Genomic DNA, 20,731 nt, shown 5'->3' with positions numbered 1-20,731 from the left:
GCGTTTTGTCATCTTCACTTATCGGGCGGCGGCAGGCATGGCAGAGGTCAAAACTGCCTTTTTCGAGACCGTGGCCTACGGAAACGCGGCCATCGAAGACGAAGCACTCGCCGTTCCACCGGCTTTGGGTCTTTGGCACCTCCTCTAGGTATTTCAGGATGCCGCCCTTGAGGTGGAACACTTCGTCCACGCCCTGGCCGAGGAGATAGTTTGTCGCTTTTTCGCAGCGAATTCCGCCTGTGCAAAACATCGCGATCTTTTTGCCCTCGAAGCGCGGCGCGTTCGCGGCCCACCACGCGGGGAATTCGCCGAAGGATTTTGTGACAGGGTCCTCGGCCCCCTCAAAAGTGCCTATGGCCACTTCGTAGTCGTTGCGCGTGTCAATGACGGCAACGTCTTGGGAAGAGATAAGGGTGTTCCAATCCTCGGGCGCGATGTAGGTCCCGACGCTTGCCGTTGGGTCGATATTTGGTTGACCCATGGTAACGATTTCGCGCTTTAGCCTGACCTTCATGCGGGGGAAAGGCATCGCTTCTGCGGTGCTTTCTTTCCACGCTATGTCGCCGCAACCGGGAAGGGACTTGATATGTCGTAGCGCGGCGTCGATCCCGTCTCGGCTTCCCGCGATCGTGCCATTTATTCCTTCTTCGGCAAGAAGCAGCGTTCCTCGCACGCCATTCGCGCAGCAGACTTTTGCCAGAGGGCCTTTGAGGAGCTCCGGGCCATCAAATGAGGTGAACTTGTAGAGAGCGGCAACGATAAACATGGGCGTATCCGCTAGCCCAAATGACCGCCGGGCTCAAGGGTGACAGTTGACGCAGCGCACGATGATTTCTAGGCAAGGGTAAATCAAGGAGATCTGCATGCGCCCTGTCACCGAAGCTATTCTGGTTATCGATGTTCAAAGCGATTTTTGCCCGGGAGGCGCGTTGGCCGTCGCGGGAGGCAATGAGATTGTTGCTCCGATCAACGCGATGGTTCCCCAGTTTGCTGTACGGGTTTTCACGCAGGACTGGCACCCGGAAGATCACTCGAGCTTTGCGTCACAGCATGAAGGCGCAGCACCTTATTCCATGACAGAGATGGCGTACGGGCCGCAGGTTCTTTGGCCAGATCATTGCATTATCGGATCAGAGGGTGCCGGATTTCATTCCCAACTGGACACCCGTGGAGCGGATGTCATCATCCGGAAGGGATTTCGGCGCGAGATTGATAGCTATTCAGCGTTCTTTGAGAATGACCATACAACTCCGACAGGGCTCGCGGGCTATCTTCGAACGCGAGGCATTGAGTCTGTCATTTTGGTTGGCCTTGCGACGGACTATTGCGTGAATTTCTCTGCGGTAGATGCGGCCAGGCTTGGGTTTCAGGTTACCGTTGTTGAAAGCCTGTGCCGCGCGATTGATCTGGACGGATCGCTGTCCGCGGCCAAGGACGGAATGGCCGCGGCAGGGGTTCGGTTTGCCTGATCAGTGGCCGCCAGCAAGGATACCAGTGCGGATCGAATAGTCAGTTGCAATCTCGTAGTCGGGGTCATCGTCGCTGTCGACGATGAGTTGACCGGCCTTTGATAGCAGCTGATGGCAGTCGTGGCTGAGATGGCGAAGTTGCAGAGACTTTCCTGCAGCTTCGTACTTCTCCGCGACGGCTTCGATGGCTGTCAACGCCGATTGATCAACGACGCGGCTGTCGGCAAAATCCACGATGACGACAGCAGGGTCGTCCTTTGGCTCAAACAGTTCGGCAAAGCCTTCGGAGGAGCCGAAAAAGAGCGGGCCCTGGATTTGGTAGACCCGTGCGCCTTCTGGCGTGTCGTAGCGTTTGGCGTGGATACGGGTTGCGTTATTCCACGCGTAAGTGAGGGCCGAGACGATCACGCCCACAACCACTGCCGTGGCGAGGTCATACATCACGGTGACAAGGGTCACCAAGACGATAACGGCCGAGTCCGAAAGCGGGACGCGGCGCATGATGTTGAATGAGTTCCACGCGAAGGTACCGATCACGACCATGAACATGACGCCGACAAGCGCGGCCAGTGGTATTTGTTCAATAAGGGGTGCTGCGACGACGATAAACATTAGCAAAAACAATGCTGCTGATATGCCGGAGACGCGGGTGCGACCGCCTGATTTCACGTTGATCATCGACTGACCGATCATGGCGCAGCCGCCCATGCCTCCGAAGAAACCGGTGATGGTGTTGGCTGCTCCTTGGGCGATGCACTCGCGGCTGGCTCCGCCGCGCTTGCCAGTAATTTCGCCGACGAGGTTCAGCGTCAGGAGGCTTTCAATCAGGCCGATGGCCGATAGGATCAGCGCATAAGGCAGGATGATTTCGAAGGTCTCGAAGGTCAGCGGCACGACTGGCACGTGGAACTGGGGCAGACCGCCTTTGATGGAGGCGAGATCGCCGACGCGCGGCACATCGAAGCCGAAGACGATGACGACCAAAGCGACGATTCCGATGCCTGCCAGCGGGGCAGGGATGGCGTTGGTAATCTTGGGCATGACCCAGATGATGCCCATCGTTGCAACAACAAGCATGAGCATCAGAGAAAGCGGCCAGCCTGTCATCCATTCACCACCGCCGATACCGTGACCGGAGGCTTCGGCTGTGCCTGGGACCTGAAACTGTGTGAGCTGTGCCAGGAAGATCACAATGGCGAGGCCGTTCACAAAGCCGAGCATGACGGGGTGCGGGACGAGGCGGATGAACTTGCCCCATTTGAGCACACCGACCGCAATCTGGATCGCGCCCATAAGGACAACGGTTGCAAAAAGGTATTCCACCCCATGGGTTGCGACGAGGGACACCATGACGACCGCAAGCGCACCGGTTGCGCCCGAGATCATGCCGGGGCGACCGCCGAAGACGGCTGTGATCAGACCAACGATGAAGGCCGCGTAGAGTCCGACGAGGGGATGGACGCCTGCCACGAAGGCGAAAGCGACAGCTTCGGGAACGAGCGCGAGCGCAACGGTTAGGCCCGCAAGGAGTTCCGTCGGCAGGTGGCCGGTATCGGCTTTGCGGACGTAGCCGGGCAAGTCGGAAAAGATCGAGCGGCGGGCCAGAGCGGCCATTGTCAGTTTGGTCAAAACATGTCCTGGAGTTTTATCAAATTTGGTCGGGACGTAACATACTGAGCCTGAATTGCACGGTCTATCTTGGCATACCAACGTTGCGGTGTGGTAAATGGGGCGCGGCGGCGCAGCCCGTCCGGGTTGCGCGCTGAAGTATTTATAAAGGGGTGAAATTGGAATGGTTAACGAGGCCTTGCCGCAACGGGCGTGTGTTGGGTGTTGTTTCTAATAGCCCAAATCGAAAATGCCATGATTTGCAGAGGAAACGGGATGAAAGCCGATCTTGGCATCGCGTCGGTGCGTCTCGGTGCGAGCGGCATCGAAAAATAGCGCGTCGTTAGGGAGGAGCCGGGTGGCGCTCGGCCCTAAAAGCGCAGGCGGGAGAGGCCGTAGAGAAAGAGACCGACTGATGCCGCTGCCACGATGAAATAGGGCATGCGCATCGCCATTTCTGCTCTCAAAGAGCATGTGACAATCGAGACGATCCAACCCCTGCAAGCGCCGCAACTGCCATCAGGACCCAACCGAAGAAACGATAGAGAAAATCCACCCGGCTAAGCAAATCGTCCGGACTGAGACGTTGGCAATACGATACGGTAACAACGTTCCAAAGCTGAGCTGTGATCATCTCGCTCAAGAGTGCGAACCCCATAACATATGGGTTTGACGTCAGCGCTATGATCCCGAAAGGGACGGCCATCATTGCAGGGGCAAGGAAGACGCTGCTTTGTGCGCCGATCCGTGCGACAAACCCTGGACCCAGAAGGCTGCCAATCACACCACCGGCAGCACCCGCCCTCAGGAGGGTGCCATAACCGATCGCACTCAGCTCGAGTATGTCCTGCGAACAAGGCACCAGGATGGTCATCGGCATCGTCGAGGCCGCGTGGATGAGACCAAGCATGACAGCGAGACGCAGGATCGCAGGGTGCGCGCGCATCCACGTCCAGCCTTCGACAATTTCGGGCGAGACCTTGCAACGGAGTGCTGACTTGCGGTGGGGCATCGAGATTTACCAAGCGAGCCATGCCGCCAGAGCGAAGGTTACCGCATCCAATTAAAGCGGCGCTGGTAAAGAGAAAGCCAGCCAGCGATGGGTCAACGAGGGAGCCCATTATGTGCTCAATGCTCACATTTGGCGGTTTGCGACCTCAAGATTGCCTTCGCCAGCGTGAGGGCAACACCGTTTGCACGGCGTTGACACGCAGCACTTGTGCGGAACCAAGGAGCAGCGCGCGGCCGGGCAGTGCCAGAACCGGCAGGAACGGATCACTCGGCGGTGGAAACTCGGGGGATGTGAGAACCGGGTCGATGACGCCCATGGTGAGGAGGAAACGGAAGATATCGGCTTGCACCATGAGATGGCGGCGATCGAGCAATACTGCGACGAGATTGGATAAGAGGAACCAGTGTAGTTTCGTCGAATGGGCAACGAGCGCGATCAGGTCAGGGTCACGGGTGATGAGTGCGGCGAGCCATCGCCCAGATTTGAGATGGCGGTTGCGGAAAAGAGAAGTTCGTAAGACCGGTTTGTACGCACAAGTTGTATCGAAAGCCAAAAGGCGGCACTGCCGATGGAAACTCATTGGATGCGCCAAATGAAATGGGCGGCAGATTGCTCTGCCGCCCTGAGTTTGCTGATCCGCCTTTACGAGGGAACGTGTGGTCTTAGTTAAACGAGTAGACCAGCGACACACCGAATGTATTGTCCGTGCTTTTAAAACCAGCCTCGGGATCGGTGTGGTATTCGGTCAGAATGCTCGTACGGAGCGCCATCGCATCAGTCATGGAAACGTTCAGCGCCAGATCGTTGAAGACCACGGTGTCGCTGCTCGAAGTGATCACGTCCGTGTCGTTGGTCACGAACACGGTGTCGTTCAGCTTGTGTGCATAGTCAGAGGCAAAACCAACCGCGCCTTCGCTAACGTCGGCCGAAGCGACGTCGCTGAGTTTGGCGAAGCGGTAACCGGGACCGGCTTGAACTGACCACTGAATGTCAGGCGTGTTGTAGATGCGGTAACCTGCACCGAAGCTGACGAAGCCGTCGGACTCAAACGACGAGAACTGATCGACCGAGCCTTGCAATTTCGCGAAACCAAAGGTGTTCGCGGTGAAATCACGGGTGTACTCGAGGCCGTAGAACAGGCTTTCTTCGTCTTTGGTGCCGTTGTTTTCGCCGTAGGTATAGCTCAGCTGAAGCTCGATGCCGTTGGGACCCCAAACGTAGTTCAGGTCCGACCCGATACCAAGATCGACACTGTCGGTGTTACCAGAGTTCGCGATACCGCGCAGAGCGACGGAGCCGCTATAGCCTTGTGGACGGCCTTCGTTGCCAAAAGCGTCAAGGTCACGCTCGGCATCATCTTCGATGTCATCGAGCAGGTCTTCGTTCAGGTCTTCCGCAATGTTTGTACCGGCGAAATCCTGTCCGACTGCGCTCGTCGCCACGAAGGCAGTAAGGACCGCAGCAACGCCAAGGGCGAGACGGGAGGAGGAATTCATTCGATTTATCCTTGGGAAAAATAGTGCCGTCATTCAGCACAGACCCGTTTATAGAGATGCTGCAGGCGCAAAGTGAGCGATATCGTATGGTGAGGTCATATTGCGGTCAAAAATGTGTAAGTGTGACACGGTTTCTCCCTTCATTTACTGGAAAAAATGAACAAACCGAAGGCGCGGGTTTACGCATACTGCGGCGCAGCAATTATTTTTTGTGACCACTTGAAATTTACTCGGCATCGCAGGGAGCGCGCAGTGTGCCTGGGCAGAAAGCTTCACGCGTTCTCGTATGGGGTGATTCGACAGGAAGTTTTTATAAGGTATTGAATTCATACATTAAATTAAAGTATATTCGGTGAGTTCAGTATTCGCTGCCGCGTTTGTTTTTCAAGGCGCGGCAGCGTATTTTCCTATACCATTGTCTTTGTTATTCTTTTCACTCCATGGCTTCCAATTCGTCGATGAAGCCGGAGATCATCGACAGGCCTTTATTCCAAAATGCCGGATCCGACGCGTCCAGTCCGAACGGGGCGAGGAGCTCTTTGTGGTGTTTGGACCCGCCCGCTTTCAACATGTCGAAGTACTTGGCCTGGAAGTCGTCGTTGCCTTCTTCGTAGACTGCATAAAGCGCGTTCACGAGGCCGTCTCCGAAGGCGTAGGCGTAGACGTAGAATGGCGAGTGGACAAAGTGCGGGATATAGGCCCAGAAGGTCTCGTAGCCGTCCATGAAATCGAATGCGGGGCCGAGACTTTCGCCCTGAACCGACATCCAGAGAGCGTTGATGTCGTCGGGGGTAAGTTCGCCGGTGCGGCGGGCGTCATGGAGTTTGCATTCGAAGTCGTAGAACGCGATCTGGCGCACGACAGTGTTGATCATGTCCTCGACCTTGCCAGCGAGCATGATTTTGCGCTCGGCAGCACTTGGCGCGTTTTTGAGGAGACGACGGAAGGTGAGCATTTCGCCGAAGACGGATGCGGTTTCAGCCAATGTGAGAGGGGTTGAGGACAGGAGTTCGCCCTGGCCTGCGGCGAGCCGTTGGTGGACGCCGTGGCCAAGTTCGTGGGCCAAGGTCATCACGTCGCGCGGTTTGCCGAGGTAGTTCAGCATGACATAGGGGTGGACGTCCGAAACCGTGGGGTGAGCGAAGGCACCGGGGGCTTTGCCGGGCTTAACGGCGGCATCGATCCAGCCCTTGTCGAAGAATGGCTCGGCGAGTTTTGCCATTTCAGGATCGAATTCACCGTAGGCGCTGAGCACCATTTCGCGGGCTTCGTCCCAGCCGACAAGGCGTTCACTTTCCATCGGAAGTGGAGCGTTGCGGTCCCAGACCTGCATACGATCAAGGCCGAGCCACTTGCGTTTGAGTTCGTAGTAACGGTGCGACAGCTTTGGGTAGGCTTCGACGACGGCGTCGCGCAGCGCCTGCACCACTTCAGGTTCGACGTGGTTCGACAGGTGGCGACCGGTTTGTGGAGTGGGCATGCCACGCCAGCGGTCCTCGATTTCCTTCTCTTTGGCGAGCGTATTGTGGACGCGGGCGAAGAGCTTGACGTTGTCGCCAAACACACGGGCAACTTCGCGTGAGGCCGTTTCGCGGGTGTCGCGGTTTTGATCAGTGAGGTCGTTGAGGGTTGCCTCAAGACCGCGGGTCTCGTCGCCGATGTGGAATTCGAGGCCCGCGATGGTTTCGTCAAAAAGGCGATTCCACGCGGAAGCACCGACGGAGGACTGGTCATGGAGAAATTTCTCGAGTTCGTCGGACAGTTGGTACGGGCGCATGGTGCGCATGCGGTCAAAAATTGGCTTGAAGCGCGCAAGATCGGCGTTTTCGCCGAACAAGGCGTCGAGGGCAGTGTCGTCGATGCGGTTGATCTCGAGGGAGAAGAACACAAGCGGCGTTGTATAGGCGGTGATTTTGTCTTGGGCGTCGGACAAAGCCTTGGCGCGGTTAGCATCGGTGGTGATCTGATAATAACGCAGGCCGATGAAGGACATGATGCGCCCTGCAATCATGTCGATCTTCTCGTAGCGAAGGACACAGTCAAGCATACCGGGTGCGTCGAGAGTTGCGAGCTTGCCGTCAAAGTCCGACGCAAATGAGGCGCAAGCCTCTTCCAGCCAGTCGAGGTCGCGCTTCAGCTCCGTCGCATCAGGACTTTCGTAAAGATCGGAGAGGTCCCACTCGGGGAGATCCCCGAGATTTCGGGCGCCGGTGGCGTTGACGTCGAAAGCGGGGCGAGGCGTGAATTGCATGGATGGCTCCGTTCAATAAGGCTTTGATCTCAGATAGGGGCTGAAGCGTCGGATCGGAAGGCGAAATCTGCCTTTAAAGAATGTAATCACACATAGGCGTCCAACATCGTCTTCAGATCGGCGAGTGTATTGGCCTCAGTCGCTGGTTTGTCTTTGCGCCAGCGCGCCATACGCGGGAAGCGCAGAGCAACACCAGATTTGTGACGCGGGCTTTTGGCGATACCCTCGAAGGCGATCTCAAAGACATGCTCGGCTTTCACTGATCGAACCGGCCCGAAACGGTCGACTGTGTTTTTACGCACCCAAGCCGAAATCTCGCGAAATTCGGCATCGGTCAGACCGGAGTAGGCTTTTGCAAATGGCACAAGGGTGGCGCCATCCCAGACCGCGAAGGTGAAGTCAGTGAACAGGTTGGCGCGGCGACCATGGCCCGCTTGAGCGTAGATCATCACTGCGTCGATCACGAGCGGGTCTACTTTCCATTTCCACCAATCGCCTTTGCGGCGTCCATCCCGGTACGGGCTGTCTTTGCGTTTGAGCATGACGCCTTCGGCGGCGATCTCGCGGGAACGGGCGCGGTCGGCCGCGAGGTCGCCCCAAGTTATGAATTCGAGCAGCGGTGAGAGGCGCAGAGGGGCTTCGGGCGGGGCCTTCGCGACCAGCGCGTCGAGATGCGCCCGGCGGTGGGTGAACGGCAGTGCGCGGATGTCATTGCCTTCGTGTTCAAGAAGATCGTACGCGCGCAGGATAACGGGCGCATCCTTAAGGAGTTTTGCTGGCACGGTCTTGCGCCCGATGCGCTTTTGAAGGGCGGCGAAGGGCATTGGTCTGTCGTCTTTCCAAGCGAGGACCTCGCCGTCAATGACCGTCCCTGGCGGTAGGAAGTCGGCGAGCATCGCGAATTCCGGGAAACGATCGGTCATCAGTTCTTCCCCCCGTGACCAAAGGTGGTGGGCTCCGCCGCGTAGGACCAACTGTCCCCGGATACCGTCCCATTTGTGTTCGGCCGACCATGCAGCCGGGTCGCCAAGGTCGTCCGGCGCTGTATCGAGTGGGTAGGCAAGGTAGAACGGATAAGGTTTGGACAGATCGGCCTCCGGGTTTGGGGCCAAGATCAGATCGTTGAATGTCGTGTCGTCGGGCGTCCATTTTCCCATCAGACGGTGGGCAAGCTCGGGTTCTTCGATGCCCGTTGCCTGTGAAAGGGCTCGGGTCATCAGCTTTTGGCTCACCCCTATCCGAAAGCCACCCGTTATGATTTTGTTGAAGATGAAGCGCTCGGGCGTGTCGAGCTGATCCCAGGCGTTGAGGATGTGGGTTTTGCGTCCGTCTTCCTCAAGCGCGGCAAGGCTGCGGATCTCGTTGACCCATTCTGTGAGGGTTCGGTAAGATGATCCCTTTGGGGCGGGCAGGACCAATGCGATGGTCTCGGCTAGATCGCCGACGATCGGATAGCTTTCCTCAAACAACCAAAGCGGAATGCCGGCCTGTTCGGCGGCCCATTCCCGCAGGCGGTTGGCTGTGACGGTGCGTTTGGGGCGGCGACCAGACATCAGAGCGATTGTCCAAAGCCGATCCGTGTCTGACGCACCCGCAAGGTAGTCTGCCAGCGCGGACACTTTCTCGGTCGTGCGCGTGGTCTGATCAAGGGCAGAAAACAGAGAAGCAAATCGTTTCATGATCGGGCAAACCAAAGCCCCCCGCCCGTGGAATAGGGGGCGAAGCAGGGCATGTGTCGGGGCGCGTGAACCATGAAAGGGAGTATAGCACGCGCGCGCCGGGGGTCACATGCGAGTGATGCCAGTCAGATGGGCGATCCTGTGCAACTCACCCTGGGCGTTCACACAGGGGCCGCGAAAGCTTTCGGGTCACGTCGCCTTCTGTGAGGCCGATATCGCACAGGATATGGTCGCCCAGCTCCAACAAGGCGGTCAGCCTGCGGCGTTCGCGTCGCGCACGGATGCGGACGGTTAGCCTGTTCGCCAGATCACCAAGCGGGGAGACCGTGGCTTTGGCGCCTTGGATATTCACAGGATAAAATCATGCAATATGCCGCTGGCAAGCATTGCGTCTTTTATCCTCGGTATCATTTGGTGTGATCGACGAAGTCGCGTTACAAAGTGCTGCCTGGCGATATCTGGCTGCGGGTGCGTGACATCATCCGGCAGGTCTGCAACGAAAACGACGTCGATATTCTCCGCGGCGTCCTGTCGAGCGACCATGTGCATATGTTCGTGTCGGTGCCACCGAAACTGGCGGTGAGCGACCTTATGCGGCTGATGAAAGGGCGCTGGTCGCACAAGGTGCAGTGGGAATTTCCGCAATTAAAGAAACGCTCCTGGGGCTGCCACTTTTGGGGCAGGGGGTACTTTTCAACCAGCAACGGTGCCATCGCCGAAGACATCGGACTGCAGTACCTCAGAAATTACATTTCTGACCCTACCGACGCCAGTCGGTAGCCGTTCAGTCAGGAAAAATTGAGCTCGACGTCACGAGACGTCTCCCCAAATCATCGATCAAATTCCCATGAACGGCTGCGCGATGCGCGCGATCAGACGACGGAAGCGCAGGGGCGCATCTGTTGCTGCCAGGCAAATGCAATCTTCGCCATCCTCTGCAATCGGCGTATGATGCAGGTCCTCGTCCGCAATTTCGATGTCGCCGCGACCGAACCGACCGTCGTCATCGCGGAAAGCACCCTTTAAAACCAGAGTCAGTTCCGTGCCATTATGACCGTGGTCGGGCATAGCGGCGCCAGCTGGAATCTTGAGCAGGCGGACAGTTGCTTGGCTCGAGGTTTTCAGAACGACCTGCTTCACGCCCCCGCCCAGATTACGCCAGGAGACCTTATCAAGATCGCCTCCGACGTAGTCTTGGAGAGGTTTCGGAAGAACTGCAGCCTTCGGTGGGGCCACGGTTTTTGGAACAGCAGGGATTTCTGCGATACGCTCGAAGGTCGCTTCAAGAGCAGTGGCGGTCATCTCAACGGCCGCGTCCTCGTCAATCAGGACGCCACCAATAGCGTCAAAACTTTCAAGCCGCGCCCGACACTCGTCGCAGAGCGAAATATGCGTTGCGACCACAAGGCTAAACGCCTCGGGCAGATTGCCTGACGCATAGCCCATCAGAAGGCCATCGTTGAGGTGGTGTTTGATTTGTTTCATATCGCTTCTCATTTCATCGTGTGGCGCAGTCGTTCCATCGCCAATCTTATTCTCGATTTTATCGTTCCAAGTGGTAGGCCTGTTTGGTCTGCAATCTCGCTGTGGCTTAAATCGCCGAAGTAGGCCTGCTCGATCAAAAGTCTCTGTTTGTCGGGTAATTCAGCGACAGCTTTCGCCAGTTTTTCGGTTTCCTGTTGCAGTACGAGCACATCAGCCTGATTGGGTTCCGCTTCAGGACCCCAAGGCAAATCTTCAGGTTCAGGCCGCCTTTGCTTTCGGAGCGCGTCTATCTTTTTGTTTCGCGCGATCGTAAAAATCCAAGTTGCGACACTGGCGCGGCTTGGATCGAACAAATGAGCCTTCTGCCAAAGCGTGGCCATCACTTCTTGCGTACAGTCCTCCGCCAGAGATTCGCCCGAGCCACCTTTCATCAAAAACGACTTAACCCGTGGGGCAAAGTGCGCAAATATCTTGGCAAACGACTCCCTGTCCTGATCCATATGGATCCGCCGGACAAGCGCAGGCCAATCGTGATCTTGTTCGGTAACCTTCATATTCGTACGACGCCGCCCTTTAGATGCCGTCCTTTCGACGCCAACGTTATAGGGCGGCGGTGGATGAATTGCATCAAATACTCTGAAAGCGGTGACGTTTTGCATCTACTTCGTTTACGGGTGTCGTCACCAACTGGATCAAAAAAGCTTAGCACAGCGAAAGTTTAATCTGAGAGCCGGTTTGTTGCGTAAAGAGTAGTGTATTGAGGACGGGAGACAAGGAATGCCATTCGAAGAGCGCAGCGCGGCTGTGAAGCGTATAGTTGTGATTGGTGGCGGCATTTCCGGGATGGGAGCGGCGTACCATTTGGCCGAGTCTCATCATGTAGTGCTCCTTGAATCAGCGCCGTGCCTGGGAGGTCATGCGCGCACTGTGTTCGCGGGTAAAAACGGAGATCAGCCGGTTGATACCGGGTTCATTGTCTTCAATCACCGCAATTATCCGCATCTGACAAAGCTGTTCGACGATCTTGATGTCCCGACGGCGCCGAGTGCCATGAGTTTTGGCGTTTCCACGCGTGGGGGTGCCTTGGAGTATGGGTTGGCCAGCGCAGATACGATTTTTGCTCAACGCTCAAATGTTCTGCGGCCTCAGTTTCTGCGCATGATCCGGGATATTTTGTGTTTCAATGCGAAAGCCGATGAGGTTGCCACGCCTGATATGACAATCGGAGCGCTGATCGCTAAATTGGGCTTGGGGTCTTGGTTTAAGGACTATTATCTGACGCCGTTTTCGGGTGCGATCTGGTCCACGCCCACGGCGCATATTCTGGATTTCCCGGCGCGTGCAATGATCGAATTTTTCAAGAATCACGGGCTGTTAGGCTATTATGGCGACCCCAAATGGCATACGGTTCAAGGCGGTTCCATTGAATATGTCACGCGGCTTGGTCGCGCCTTGGAGTCGCGCGGCGTAGACGTTCGGCTGGCGGCATCCGTCAAGAGCGTGCGGCGCTCGGAGTTTGGCGTGGAAGTGCGGACAGAAGGCGCCGAGTGGGAGTCTTTCGACGAGGTGGTGTTTGCCACGCATTCCGACGACACGCTGGCCCTTTTGGCGGACCCGACGCAGGCCGAGCGATCAACTCTCGGTGCGATCCGGTATCAGTCGAACAAGGCTGTTTTGCATTGCGATCCATCCGTTATGCCGGCGCGCAAGAAGGTTTGGTCGTCATGGTCTTATGTGGACACGGGCAAGTCGCCGGATGACCCGATTGATCTGAGCTATTGGATGAATTCGTTGCAACCAATCCCGCAGGATGACCCGATGTTTGTAACACTGAACAGAACGGCGCCAATCCGCGAGGAGCTAATCTATGATGAAGCTACTTTTCGGCACCCCGTTTATGATTTGGCGGCGTTTGACGCCCAAAGTACAATCCGCGCAATGAACGGACAAAACCGGACGTGGTTCTGTGGGGCGTGGATGAAGAATGGTTTTCACGAGGATGGCTTGGCGAGTGCGGTCGATGTCGTCGAGGCTTTGGCGGCACTTGGACAAACTGCCGTGGCCGCCGAGTGACCAGCGCCGTCGAATATATCAACGGACAAACCTTTCATGGTCGTAAGGGCGCAGTGGACAACGCGTTCCGGTATCGTGTGGACTACGTTCTGCTGGATGCCGAGGCGTCGGTGCGCGCGCCGTTCTTGTTCTCGCGCAATCGGCCCGGACTGGTGTCATTGCATGATTTGGATCACGGTGGGCAGCCGAAAGCTGGGCGAGGTTCGCTTTGGGTGCGTGAGGTTTTGGCCGAGGCGCGCGCTCCGTTTGCGATCGGGCGCATTGAGTTAATGGCACAGCCACGCGTCTTGGGGCACGTTTTCAACCCTGTGAGCTTCTGGCTTATTTACGACGAGAACAGTTCCCTCAAGACAGTGATCGCTGAGGTCACGAATACCTTCGGCGACAGGCATTCCTATCTTTGCCATCATGATGATTGGCGCGAAATCGGGCGTGAGGACACGCTTCAGTCGGAGAAGTGCTTGCATGTGTCGCCATTCCAGCCGGTTGAGGGTGGATACACATTTCGGTTTGATATCCGGCCCGACAAGATTGGAATCTGGATTGATTATACCGCTGGGAACGGCGGTTTATTGGCCACTTTGACCGGCGCGCGCGCGCCGCTAACGACGGCAGCCCTTGCGTGCGCGTTGCTACGGCGGCCCTTTGGCTCGCGCCGGGTGCTTGGATTGATCCACTGGCAGGCATTGAAACTTTGGTGGAAAGGGGCGTCGTTCCGCGCGCGCCCAAAGCCTCCCGCTGAAGAGATCTCGCGATGAGCACGCGAGCAGACGGGCTTCCGGCCTATGCGATCTTTGCGGCGACCCTCGCAGCAGCGGGATTACCAATATACATTCACGCGCCGAAGTACTTCGTGGACGAATATGGGGTTAGCCTAGCAGCATTGGGAGTAATTTTGTTTGGCTTGCGATTGCTTGATGTGGTGCAGGATCCGCTTCTGGGCTGGCTGAGCCGCCGGCTTGGAGCATGGCGGCGCGGATCAGTTGCTTTCGCGGGTGCGGTGATGGCGCTTGCAATGGTTGGATTGTTTGCCGTTGAACCGCCGATTGCACCGGCGGCATGGTTTGCGATTACCCTGGCATTGTTGTTTTCCGCATTTAGCTATCTCACGATCACATTCTATGCGCAGGGCGTGCAGAAAGCAGGTACAATGCGTGGCGGTGACGGCCATGTGCGCCTGGCAACCTGGCGCGAGTCCGGGGCGTTGCTTGGCGTTTCGATGGCGGCGGTTTTGCCGGTTGCGCTCGTGTCTTTGACCGATGCTCCATTTGCAGTCTTTGCCGTAATCTTTGCGATTTCTGTTGGATTTGCCGTGCTTGCCATGCGCGGAGAATGGCGTGCAGGGGGTGTGGTCGAGGGTGTCGGATTTCGTCCGATCCTGGGCGATCCACTTGCGCGACGCTTGTTGTTGATCGCCCTTCTGAACGCCACTCCGGTTGCCGTGACCTCGACATTATTCTTGTTTTTCGTCGAGAGCCGCCTAGATGCAGTCGGGTGGGAAGGTCCGCTCCTATTGCTATTTTTCCTTGCTGCAGCGGCTTCTGCCCCGGTTTGGGGAAAGATTGCCGGACTGGTCGGCGCCAAGCGGGCACTGCTTGCCGGGATGGCGCTTGCCGTTGTGTCTTTTGGATTTGCGGCGTTTCTTGGGACTGGGGACACGGTGGCGTTTTCAGGGATCTGCATCGCGTCGGGAGCAGCACTTGGGGCCGATATGACATTGCTGCCCGCGATCTTTGCGCGCCGGATGTCGGAGATTGCGCCTGAGGCGGCCGAAGGTTTTGGCCTTTGGTCTTTCGTTACGAAGTTTACGCTCGCGTTTGCGGCAGTCACGCTTTTGCCGCTGCTTGAGGTCTCGGGGTTCGAACCGGGAACGACCGCGACCGCCTCAAAAGAGGCGCTGACGACTTTGACACTGATGTATGCCGTGTTGCCTTGTGTTTTGAAGCTTGTGGCAATGGCGCTTTTGGCCAGGACGCCCATCGAACACGTCTATGCGGGCGCGGCTATGCAGGAGACCTGACCCATGGACATATTTCTTGGCGTGGTACTTGGAGTTTCAATTATGTTCGCAGCCATGGCGGCACGGTCGCGATTTCTCGACTTCTCTGCGCAGTCGTCTGAGGACTACACGAACACCACACCTAATTTCGACATTCGCAAGCATCTGAATGGGCCGATCGCCTGCGAGGGCGTAATCTATGGTCCGACAGGGCGCGTGACCTCGCGTTTTGTTGCCGAATTTCATGCAGAGTGGGAGGGCAATGAGGGCCGGATGACTGAGCACTTTCGGTATGACAGTGGCGTCGTGCAGGACCGTGAATGGCGTCTCTCGCTGTCTGACACAGGTAAAATTCGTGCCGAAGCTGCTGACCTTGTGGGCGTTGGTAACGGTCAGCAGATGGGATCGGGCGTTTGCCTTAACTACACCATCCGCTTGCCCGAAAGTGCCGGTGGACATGCGGTTGATGTCCTGGATTGGATGTATCTGGTCGGGAATGGTACGATTATCAATCGAAGCCAGTTCCGCAAATTTGGATTTAAGGTTGGAGAGCTGGTGGCTACACTGCGCCCGCTTGAAGTGAACAATATGGATGGGCAGGAAGACGTGGCATGAGAACTTGGAACGGTAAGCGGTATTGGATCGTGGGGGCGTCGGCTGGATTGGGGCGCGAAGTCGCGCGCCAGATAAGCCAGATGGGTGCCGAAGTGATCCTGAGTGCGCGCAGCGAGGATGATCTGAAGGCGCTGGCGGAGGAATTGTCTGGGAAATCAACCGTGGTGCCGGTTGATATCGCTGACGGCGAAAGCGTAGCACGGGCCGCTGAAGCTGCGGGCGAAATTGATGGATTGGTTTTGCTTGCGGGGGTTTACTGGTCATTTGGCTCGGCTGCTTGGGAACCCGAGAACGCAGTTCGGATGGTGGATGTCAACTTGACGGGCGCGTTTCGCGTCTTAGGACACGTCGTGCCGAAAATGGTCGAGCGGGACTCGGGCCATATCGTGTTTACCGGGTCCTTGTCGGGTTTTCGGGGTCTGCCAAACGCGGTCGGCTATGGGGCGTCAAAAGCGGGTCTGATGTCGCTTGCCGAGACTATGTATGCGGATTTGCGGAAAACTGGCGTTCAGGTGCAATTGATAAATCCGGGCTTTGTGAAAACGCGTCTGACCGACAAGAACGAATACAAGATGCCGTTTATCATGGAGCCCGAGTATGCCGCGCGCGAGTTTGTGGACCATATGGGGACGGATCGCTTTGCCAAAAATTACCCGACTGTGTTCAGCTCGATGATCCGCTTTACACAGTTCTTACCGAACTGGCTGTACTATCGCCTGTTCGGCTAGAGTGCTTTAAAATCCGAGGCGATCACGCAGCGAAAACCACGTCATACCAAGCGCCAACAGGGGCGTGCGTGCAATTCGGCCGCCGGGAAAACTGTTTGTTGGGAGCTGAGACATGAGGTCAAAACGGCCGGCGTGACCTGCGATGGCCTCGGCGACTATCTTGCCGGTGAGGCCAGTAATTGCGACGCCGTGGCCGGAAAACCCCCCCGCTGCGATCACGCCGGGCGCAACTTCCCGAAGCATGGGCAGGCGCGTCATCGTGATGCCAAGTGTTCCGCCCCAATGGTAGTCGATTTTAACGCCGTCCAGCTGCGGGAACAGCTTCAGCATACGGTTGCGGAGTGCCCCGACGATGTCGGACGGGAAGCCAAGAGTATAGCTCTCGCGACCACCGAATAGCAGGCGGCTGTCTTCGCTAAGCCTGAAATAGTTGACCACGAACTGGTCATCGGCAACGGCGATGTCTTTGGTCAGAACATCTTTGGCGCGATCGCCAAGCGGTTCTGTCGCCGCGATAAATGAGTTGATCGGCATGACGCGCGATGAGATCTGGGGGTTCAGATCGGGGAGGTAGCCGTTTCCTGCGAGGACCACATGATCGGCGTGGATAGTGCCGTGGCTCGTACGGACCTCGCCTGATTTGACGCCAATTGCTTCCGTGCGCTCGAAGATGCGCGCGCCCGCGGCCTCGGCACCGCGCGCAAGGCCAAGGACGTAGCGCAGAGGGTGTATGTGCCCCGCGTCCCAATCGAGAAGGCCGCCGCGATAAACCGTTGTCTTGCACACGTCCTGGACGGCATCGCGGTCGAGATATTCGGTTTCGTAGTTGTAGGTCTCCTGAAGCCAGTTGCCGTAGGTCTGCGCGTCTTTGGCGCCGGATTGAGACCACTCGCCTTGGAAGACGCCGGCGCGGTAATTTGCCTCTGGGGCGTGGTCGGCGGCGAGCGAGCGGGTTAGGGACTTGGCTTCAACCGTGAGGTCCCAAAGTTGGCGTGCGGTGTCTGAACCAAGGCGTTTCGCTAGCCACATCTGGTTCTTGTTCCAGCCGGTTCCGACTTGTCCCCCGTTTCTGCCAGACGCGCCAAAGCCGACGCGATGGGCCTCGACCACCACAACACTGAGACCTTTTTGCGCGGCGTGGAGTGCGGTCGAAAGGCCGGTATATCCTGCCCCAATAACCACGACGTCAGTGCGGATGTCGCCCGCAAGGCTTGGCCGTTCCGGGCCAAGGTCGGCGGTCGCCGCGTACCAGCTTTGGGGATACGTGCCAGGCTTATCGTTGCGATAAAGCGGGTTCATGCGGGTGAGACCGGAATGCTGTGAGGGCAAAATAAGTAGTCGATTGGGCTGTCTGCCTCTTAGACGTTCAAAAGGAGGTGTTCGCGTTCCCATGGGCTGATGACCTGGAGGAATTCTTCGTACTCGGTCAGCTTAACGATTTCGTAGACCTTGCAGAACTCCTCACCCAAGGCCTCCCGGAGAGACGTTGCGGCCGCGAACCCGTCGAAAGCGGCATAGATGCCGCGGGGGATTTCCTCCTCGGCGTCGTAGGCGTCGCCCTTGAATTCGTCTTTTGGTGTGCTGCCTTCAACCATGCCGAGATAGCCGCAGGCGAGTGATGCCGCAATGCCAAGATAGGGGTTGCAGTCCATACCCGGCAGGCGGTTTTCGACGCGACGGGCCTGCGGATCCGAGACTGGAACGCGTATGGCAGTGGTTCTGTTGTCGCGCGCCCATTCGAGGTTAATCGGGGCGGCGTTGTCTTTGACGTAGCGGCGGAATGAGTTCACGTAGGGCGCAAAAAGAGGTGTTGCCGCCGGAACGTAGCGTTGCAGGCCTCCGATGAAGTGCATGAATGCGTCTGTTTCTTCGTCATTTTCGCCAGAGAAAATGTTCTTACCGGTTTCGGTTGAGACAACCGAGTGGTGGATGTGCATTGCCGAGCCGGGCTCAGTTTCGATGGGTTTGGCCATAAAGGTTGCAAAGCAGTCGTGGCGCAGGGCGGCTTCTCGGATCAGGCGCTTAAAGAAGAAGACCTCGTCAGCAAGCTTGACCGGGTCGCCGTGGCGCAAGTTGATTTCAAGTTGACCGGCACCGCCTTCCTGAGTGATACCGTCGATTTCCAGACCTTGGGCTTCGGCAAAGTCATAGATGTCATCAATGACCGGGCCAAATTCGTCCACGGCTGAGATCGAATAGGCCTGACGGGCCGCTGCGGGACGACCGGAACGGCCAACCATGGGCAGTATTTCTTTGCCGGGGTCGGTGTTGCGGGCAACAAGGTAGAACTCCATTTCTGGAGCCACTATCGGGCTCCAGCCGCGCGCGTTGTAGAGTTCGACCACGCGTTTCAGCACATTGCGCGGGGCGAACGGGACCGGTTCACCAGTTTTCAGCGCGGCATCGTGGATGACTTGCAGCGTCCAGTCGCCGGTCCACGGAGCAGCCGAGGCTGTAGACATATCTGGTGTCAGGACCATGTCCGGTTCAGTGAAACCTTCTTCACCTGCGGCTTCTCCCCAGCCACCCGTGATGGTCTGAAAGAAGATCGAGTTTGGCAAGTAGAACTGCTTCTGGGTCGCAAACTTCGACGCTGGCATGGCTTTGCCGCGCGCGATCCCTGAGAGGTCCGATATAATGCATTCGACCTCGTTGAGGCGGTGGTCTTCGACAAATTTGGCAGCATGTTCGGGGATTTGGTCCATCCAGTCAGCCATGGTCGGTTCCTTTAAAAAATGCCGCGATGCGGGATGCCATTTCCGAGTTATCGGTCGGCGCGTCCAGTTTCGTGCGGCTATCAGCGATGAGGTTGGAAGGGACAATACCCGGCGCGCGCAGATCCAGAAGCATTTCGACGTCGGAGCTTTGGAATTCGGGGTGAGGTTGTACGGATATCGCGCGGCCTTTGTAGGCCAGTACGGCATGCTTGCAGAAATCATTAGACGCGATTGTGCGGGCGTCAGGAGGAGGTGTCACGACTTGATCCTGATGCCACGCGTTCAAGGAGAGATTGCTGTCGTCTTGAAAGGCGTAGTCCACGTTTCCGACCGACCAGCCGTCTCGAAATTTTTCGACCAGTCCCCCAAGTGCCTGGGCCATGATTTGGTGGCCAAAGCAAATGCCAACAAGAGGAATGCCAGCGGCATATATTTTGCGGATGAAGTCTTCGAGTGGGGCGATGAATGGCAGATCGTCGTACACGCCGTGTTTTGAGCCGGAGATGAGCCACCCGTCGGCGTCTTCTGGCGATGCGGGGAACTCCATGTCGACAACGCTCCAGGTTTTGAAACGAAAGCCGTGACCCGCGAGCATTTCTGCGTAAAGCGTGCTGTAGTCGCGCAAGGGCGCGCCTTCGCGTTGCGCGAAGTGGCCGCTTTGTAGAATGCCGATCAGCATGAAACACCAGGAAAAAGAATTGGGTGGACCGTAGCTTTGGGTTTGATCACTCGCAAGAGAAATTTGATCAAATTATTTAAGCCGGTGATTGAAAAGAAAAACGCGCCCCCGGAGACCAGAGGCGCGTGAAAATTGTTCGCCAGAGCTTATTCGGCAGGTGATGTGCCTTTTCCCTTTTTGAGCGGTGCCCAGATGCGCTTGTTCGTGAGGTACAAAAGGACGCTGAGAATCGTGAGGAACAAAACGGCGATAAATCCCGCTTCTTTGCGGGCGTTCATCTTCGGTTCTGCCGTCCACATCAGAAAGGCCGAAACGTCTTGAGCCTGCTGTTCGATGGTCGCTTCGGTGCCGTCTTCGTACTCGACGTCATCGCCCCAAAGCGGGGGGCCCATCGAGAGATAGCCGCCGGAAAACGCCTCGTTCTCGTAAAGAACAGCGCCGGCCTCTTCTTTTTCTTCCCCGGTATAACCGACGAGAAGCGAGGTGATGTATTCTGCACCGCCCATGCCTCTGAAAAGTTGGCTGATGCCAAGTCCGTATGGTCCATGGAATCCCGCACGCTTCTTTGCCATCAGCGACAGATCTGGTGCGTTTTCAAGGCCAGACTCCGGGAAGTGGTCGGTCGGCAATGCTACACGAAAGTCGTCAATCTCGGCATCGAAAACCTCGTAAAATTCGGCATAAGCCCGGACCTGATCATCGGGAAGGTCAGGACCACCGGAATCACCGAGCGTGCGAAACGGTACATACTGCAAACCGTGACAGGCCGAGCAGATTTCAGTGTAAACCTGAAGACCACGCTGAAGTTGCATCTGGTCGTAGATGCCAAATGGTCCTTCAAATGAAAAGTCGTAGTCTTCTACATGGCCTGCGCCACCAGCAGCGTGTGCGCCGCCGCCAGCGGCGATGGCCAGTGCTGC

20 protein-coding genes and 1 pseudogene are annotated in these 20,731 nt (G+C 57.0%); 7 read left to right on the top strand and 14 right to left on the bottom strand.

Translation table 11 applies throughout. The features are described 5' to 3' along the window. Window positions 1–766: oxygen-dependent tRNA uridine(34) hydroxylase TrhO (trhO, locus tag AC221Y_RS07380; protein ID WP_486707084.1), on the bottom strand; the 766-nt coding region annotated here is incomplete at its 3' end. Between the two features lie 97 nt (window positions 767–863). Between trhO and pncA the strand changes: the two genes are divergently transcribed. Then, window positions 864–1,469 carry a bifunctional nicotinamidase/pyrazinamidase gene (pncA, locus tag AC221Y_RS07375; RefSeq protein ID WP_299756028.1) on the top strand — a complete coding sequence of 202 codons (606 nt, stop codon included), beginning with the start codon at window positions 864–866 and terminating at the stop codon, window positions 1,467–1,469. Here the strand turns inward: pncA and AC221Y_RS07370 are convergent, their stop codons facing one another. The 7 genes from AC221Y_RS07370 to AC221Y_RS07340 all read right to left on the bottom strand — a co-directional run bounded on the left by AC221Y_RS07370 (window position 1,470) and on the right by AC221Y_RS07340 (window position 9,867). Continuing rightward, window positions 1,470–3,098, bottom strand: coding sequence for a SulP family inorganic anion transporter (locus tag AC221Y_RS07370; protein WP_486707083.1), 1,629 nt, complete (start codon window positions 3,096–3,098; stop codon window positions 1,470–1,472). It lies immediately after the preceding gene. Between the two features lie 442 nt (window positions 3,099–3,540). After that, window positions 3,541–4,089 carry an MFS transporter gene (locus AC221Y_RS07365; protein ID WP_299756025.1) on the bottom strand — a complete coding sequence of 183 codons (549 nt, stop codon included), beginning with the start codon at window positions 4,087–4,089 and terminating at the stop codon, window positions 3,541–3,543. Between the two features lie 145 nt (window positions 4,090–4,234). Beyond that, complete coding sequence (locus AC221Y_RS07360; protein ID WP_486707082.1) at window positions 4,235–4,669, bottom strand: hypothetical protein; 435 nt, start codon at window positions 4,667–4,669, stop codon at window positions 4,235–4,237. Between the two features lie 82 nt (window positions 4,670–4,751). Continuing rightward, on the bottom strand, window positions 4,752–5,585 hold the full coding sequence (locus tag AC221Y_RS07355; protein WP_486707081.1) for a DUF481 domain-containing protein: 834 nt from the start codon (window positions 5,583–5,585) through the stop codon (window positions 4,752–4,754). A gap of 433 nt (window positions 5,586–6,018) precedes the next feature. Continuing rightward, window positions 6,019–7,836 carry a M3 family oligoendopeptidase gene (locus AC221Y_RS07350; RefSeq protein ID WP_486707080.1) on the bottom strand — a complete coding sequence of 606 codons (1,818 nt, stop codon included), beginning with the start codon at window positions 7,834–7,836 and terminating at the stop codon, window positions 6,019–6,021. 86 nt (window positions 7,837–7,922) lie between these two features. Then, the gene (locus tag AC221Y_RS07345; RefSeq protein WP_299758088.1) at window positions 7,923–9,515 is read right to left on the bottom strand and encodes an ATP-dependent DNA ligase; all 1,593 of its coding nucleotides are present in this window, start codon (window positions 9,513–9,515) and stop codon (window positions 7,923–7,925) included. A 148-nt stretch (window positions 9,516–9,663) separates the two neighbouring features. After that, entirely contained in the window at window positions 9,664–9,867 is a 204-nt protein-coding gene (locus AC221Y_RS07340) for a hypothetical protein (RefSeq protein ID WP_299758090.1), read from the bottom strand. An 11-nt stretch (window positions 9,868–9,878) separates the two neighbouring features. Here AC221Y_RS07340 and tnpA point away from each other — a divergent pair. Next, a pseudogene (gene tnpA, locus AC221Y_RS07335) lies at window positions 9,879–10,295 on the top strand (IS200/IS605 family transposase). A gap of 57 nt (window positions 10,296–10,352) precedes the next feature. Here the strand turns inward: tnpA and AC221Y_RS07330 are convergent. Further along, the gene (locus AC221Y_RS07330; protein ID WP_299758092.1) at window positions 10,353–11,000 is read right to left on the bottom strand and encodes a ChrR family anti-sigma-E factor; all 648 of its coding nucleotides are present in this window, start codon (window positions 10,998–11,000) and stop codon (window positions 10,353–10,355) included. A gap of 8 nt (window positions 11,001–11,008) precedes the next feature. After that, window positions 11,009–11,500, bottom strand: coding sequence for a sigma-70 family RNA polymerase sigma factor (locus AC221Y_RS07325; RefSeq protein ID WP_486707085.1), 492 nt, complete (start codon window positions 11,498–11,500; stop codon window positions 11,009–11,011). 277 nt (window positions 11,501–11,777) lie between these two features. Here AC221Y_RS07325 and AC221Y_RS07320 point away from each other — a divergent pair, with 277 nt between their 5' ends. The 5 genes from AC221Y_RS07320 to AC221Y_RS07300 are packed head-to-tail and all read left to right on the top strand — an operon-like array spanning window position 11,778 to window position 16,415. Beyond that, the gene (locus tag AC221Y_RS07320) at window positions 11,778–13,073 is read left to right on the top strand and encodes an NAD(P)/FAD-dependent oxidoreductase (protein WP_486707079.1); all 1,296 of its coding nucleotides are present in this window, start codon (window positions 11,778–11,780) and stop codon (window positions 13,071–13,073) included. Continuing rightward, window positions 13,070–13,831: a DUF1365 domain-containing protein gene (locus tag AC221Y_RS07315; RefSeq protein ID WP_486707078.1), complete on the top strand. Its 762-nt coding sequence runs from the start codon at window positions 13,070–13,072 to the stop codon at window positions 13,829–13,831. The genes AC221Y_RS07320 and AC221Y_RS07315 overlap by 4 nt, the downstream gene beginning before the upstream one ends. Beyond that, complete coding sequence (locus tag AC221Y_RS07310) at window positions 13,828–15,093, top strand: MFS transporter (RefSeq protein ID WP_299758103.1); 1,266 nt, start codon at window positions 13,828–13,830, stop codon at window positions 15,091–15,093. The genes AC221Y_RS07315 and AC221Y_RS07310 overlap by 4 nt, the downstream gene beginning before the upstream one ends. Before the next feature lie 3 nt (window positions 15,094–15,096). After that, on the top strand, window positions 15,097–15,687 hold the full coding sequence (locus tag AC221Y_RS07305; RefSeq protein WP_299758105.1) for a DUF3833 family protein: 591 nt from the start codon (window positions 15,097–15,099) through the stop codon (window positions 15,685–15,687). Continuing rightward, window positions 15,684–16,415: an SDR family NAD(P)-dependent oxidoreductase gene (locus AC221Y_RS07300; protein WP_299758108.1), complete on the top strand. Its 732-nt coding sequence runs from the start codon at window positions 15,684–15,686 to the stop codon at window positions 16,413–16,415. The genes AC221Y_RS07305 and AC221Y_RS07300 overlap by 4 nt, the downstream gene beginning before the upstream one ends. Window positions 16,416–16,421: 6 nt before the next feature. On the opposite strand, the gene AC221Y_RS07295 is transcribed toward AC221Y_RS07300, so the two are convergent. From AC221Y_RS07295 to AC221Y_RS07280, 4 genes are all read right to left on the bottom strand, one after another. After that, a complete protein-coding gene (locus AC221Y_RS07295; protein ID WP_299758111.1) occupies window positions 16,422–17,714 on the bottom strand; it encodes an NAD(P)/FAD-dependent oxidoreductase in 1,293 nt (430 codons plus the stop codon). Between the two features lie 59 nt (window positions 17,715–17,773). Then, a complete protein-coding gene (locus tag AC221Y_RS07290; RefSeq protein ID WP_299758114.1) occupies window positions 17,774–19,132 on the bottom strand; it encodes a glutamine synthetase family protein in 1,359 nt (452 codons plus the stop codon). Further along, on the bottom strand, window positions 19,125–19,811 hold the full coding sequence (locus AC221Y_RS07285; RefSeq protein ID WP_299758117.1) for a type 1 glutamine amidotransferase: 687 nt from the start codon (window positions 19,809–19,811) through the stop codon (window positions 19,125–19,127). The genes AC221Y_RS07290 and AC221Y_RS07285 overlap by 8 nt, the downstream gene beginning before the upstream one ends. Before the next feature lie 146 nt (window positions 19,812–19,957). Then, window positions 19,958–20,731: cytochrome c1 (locus AC221Y_RS07280; RefSeq protein ID WP_486707077.1), on the bottom strand; the 774-nt coding region annotated here is incomplete at its 5' end.

Source organism: Boseongicola sp., assembly GCF_057460485.1.
The sequence above is the reverse complement of the archived record's forward strand: the minus strand, read 5'-3'. Positions and strand labels throughout refer to the sequence as shown.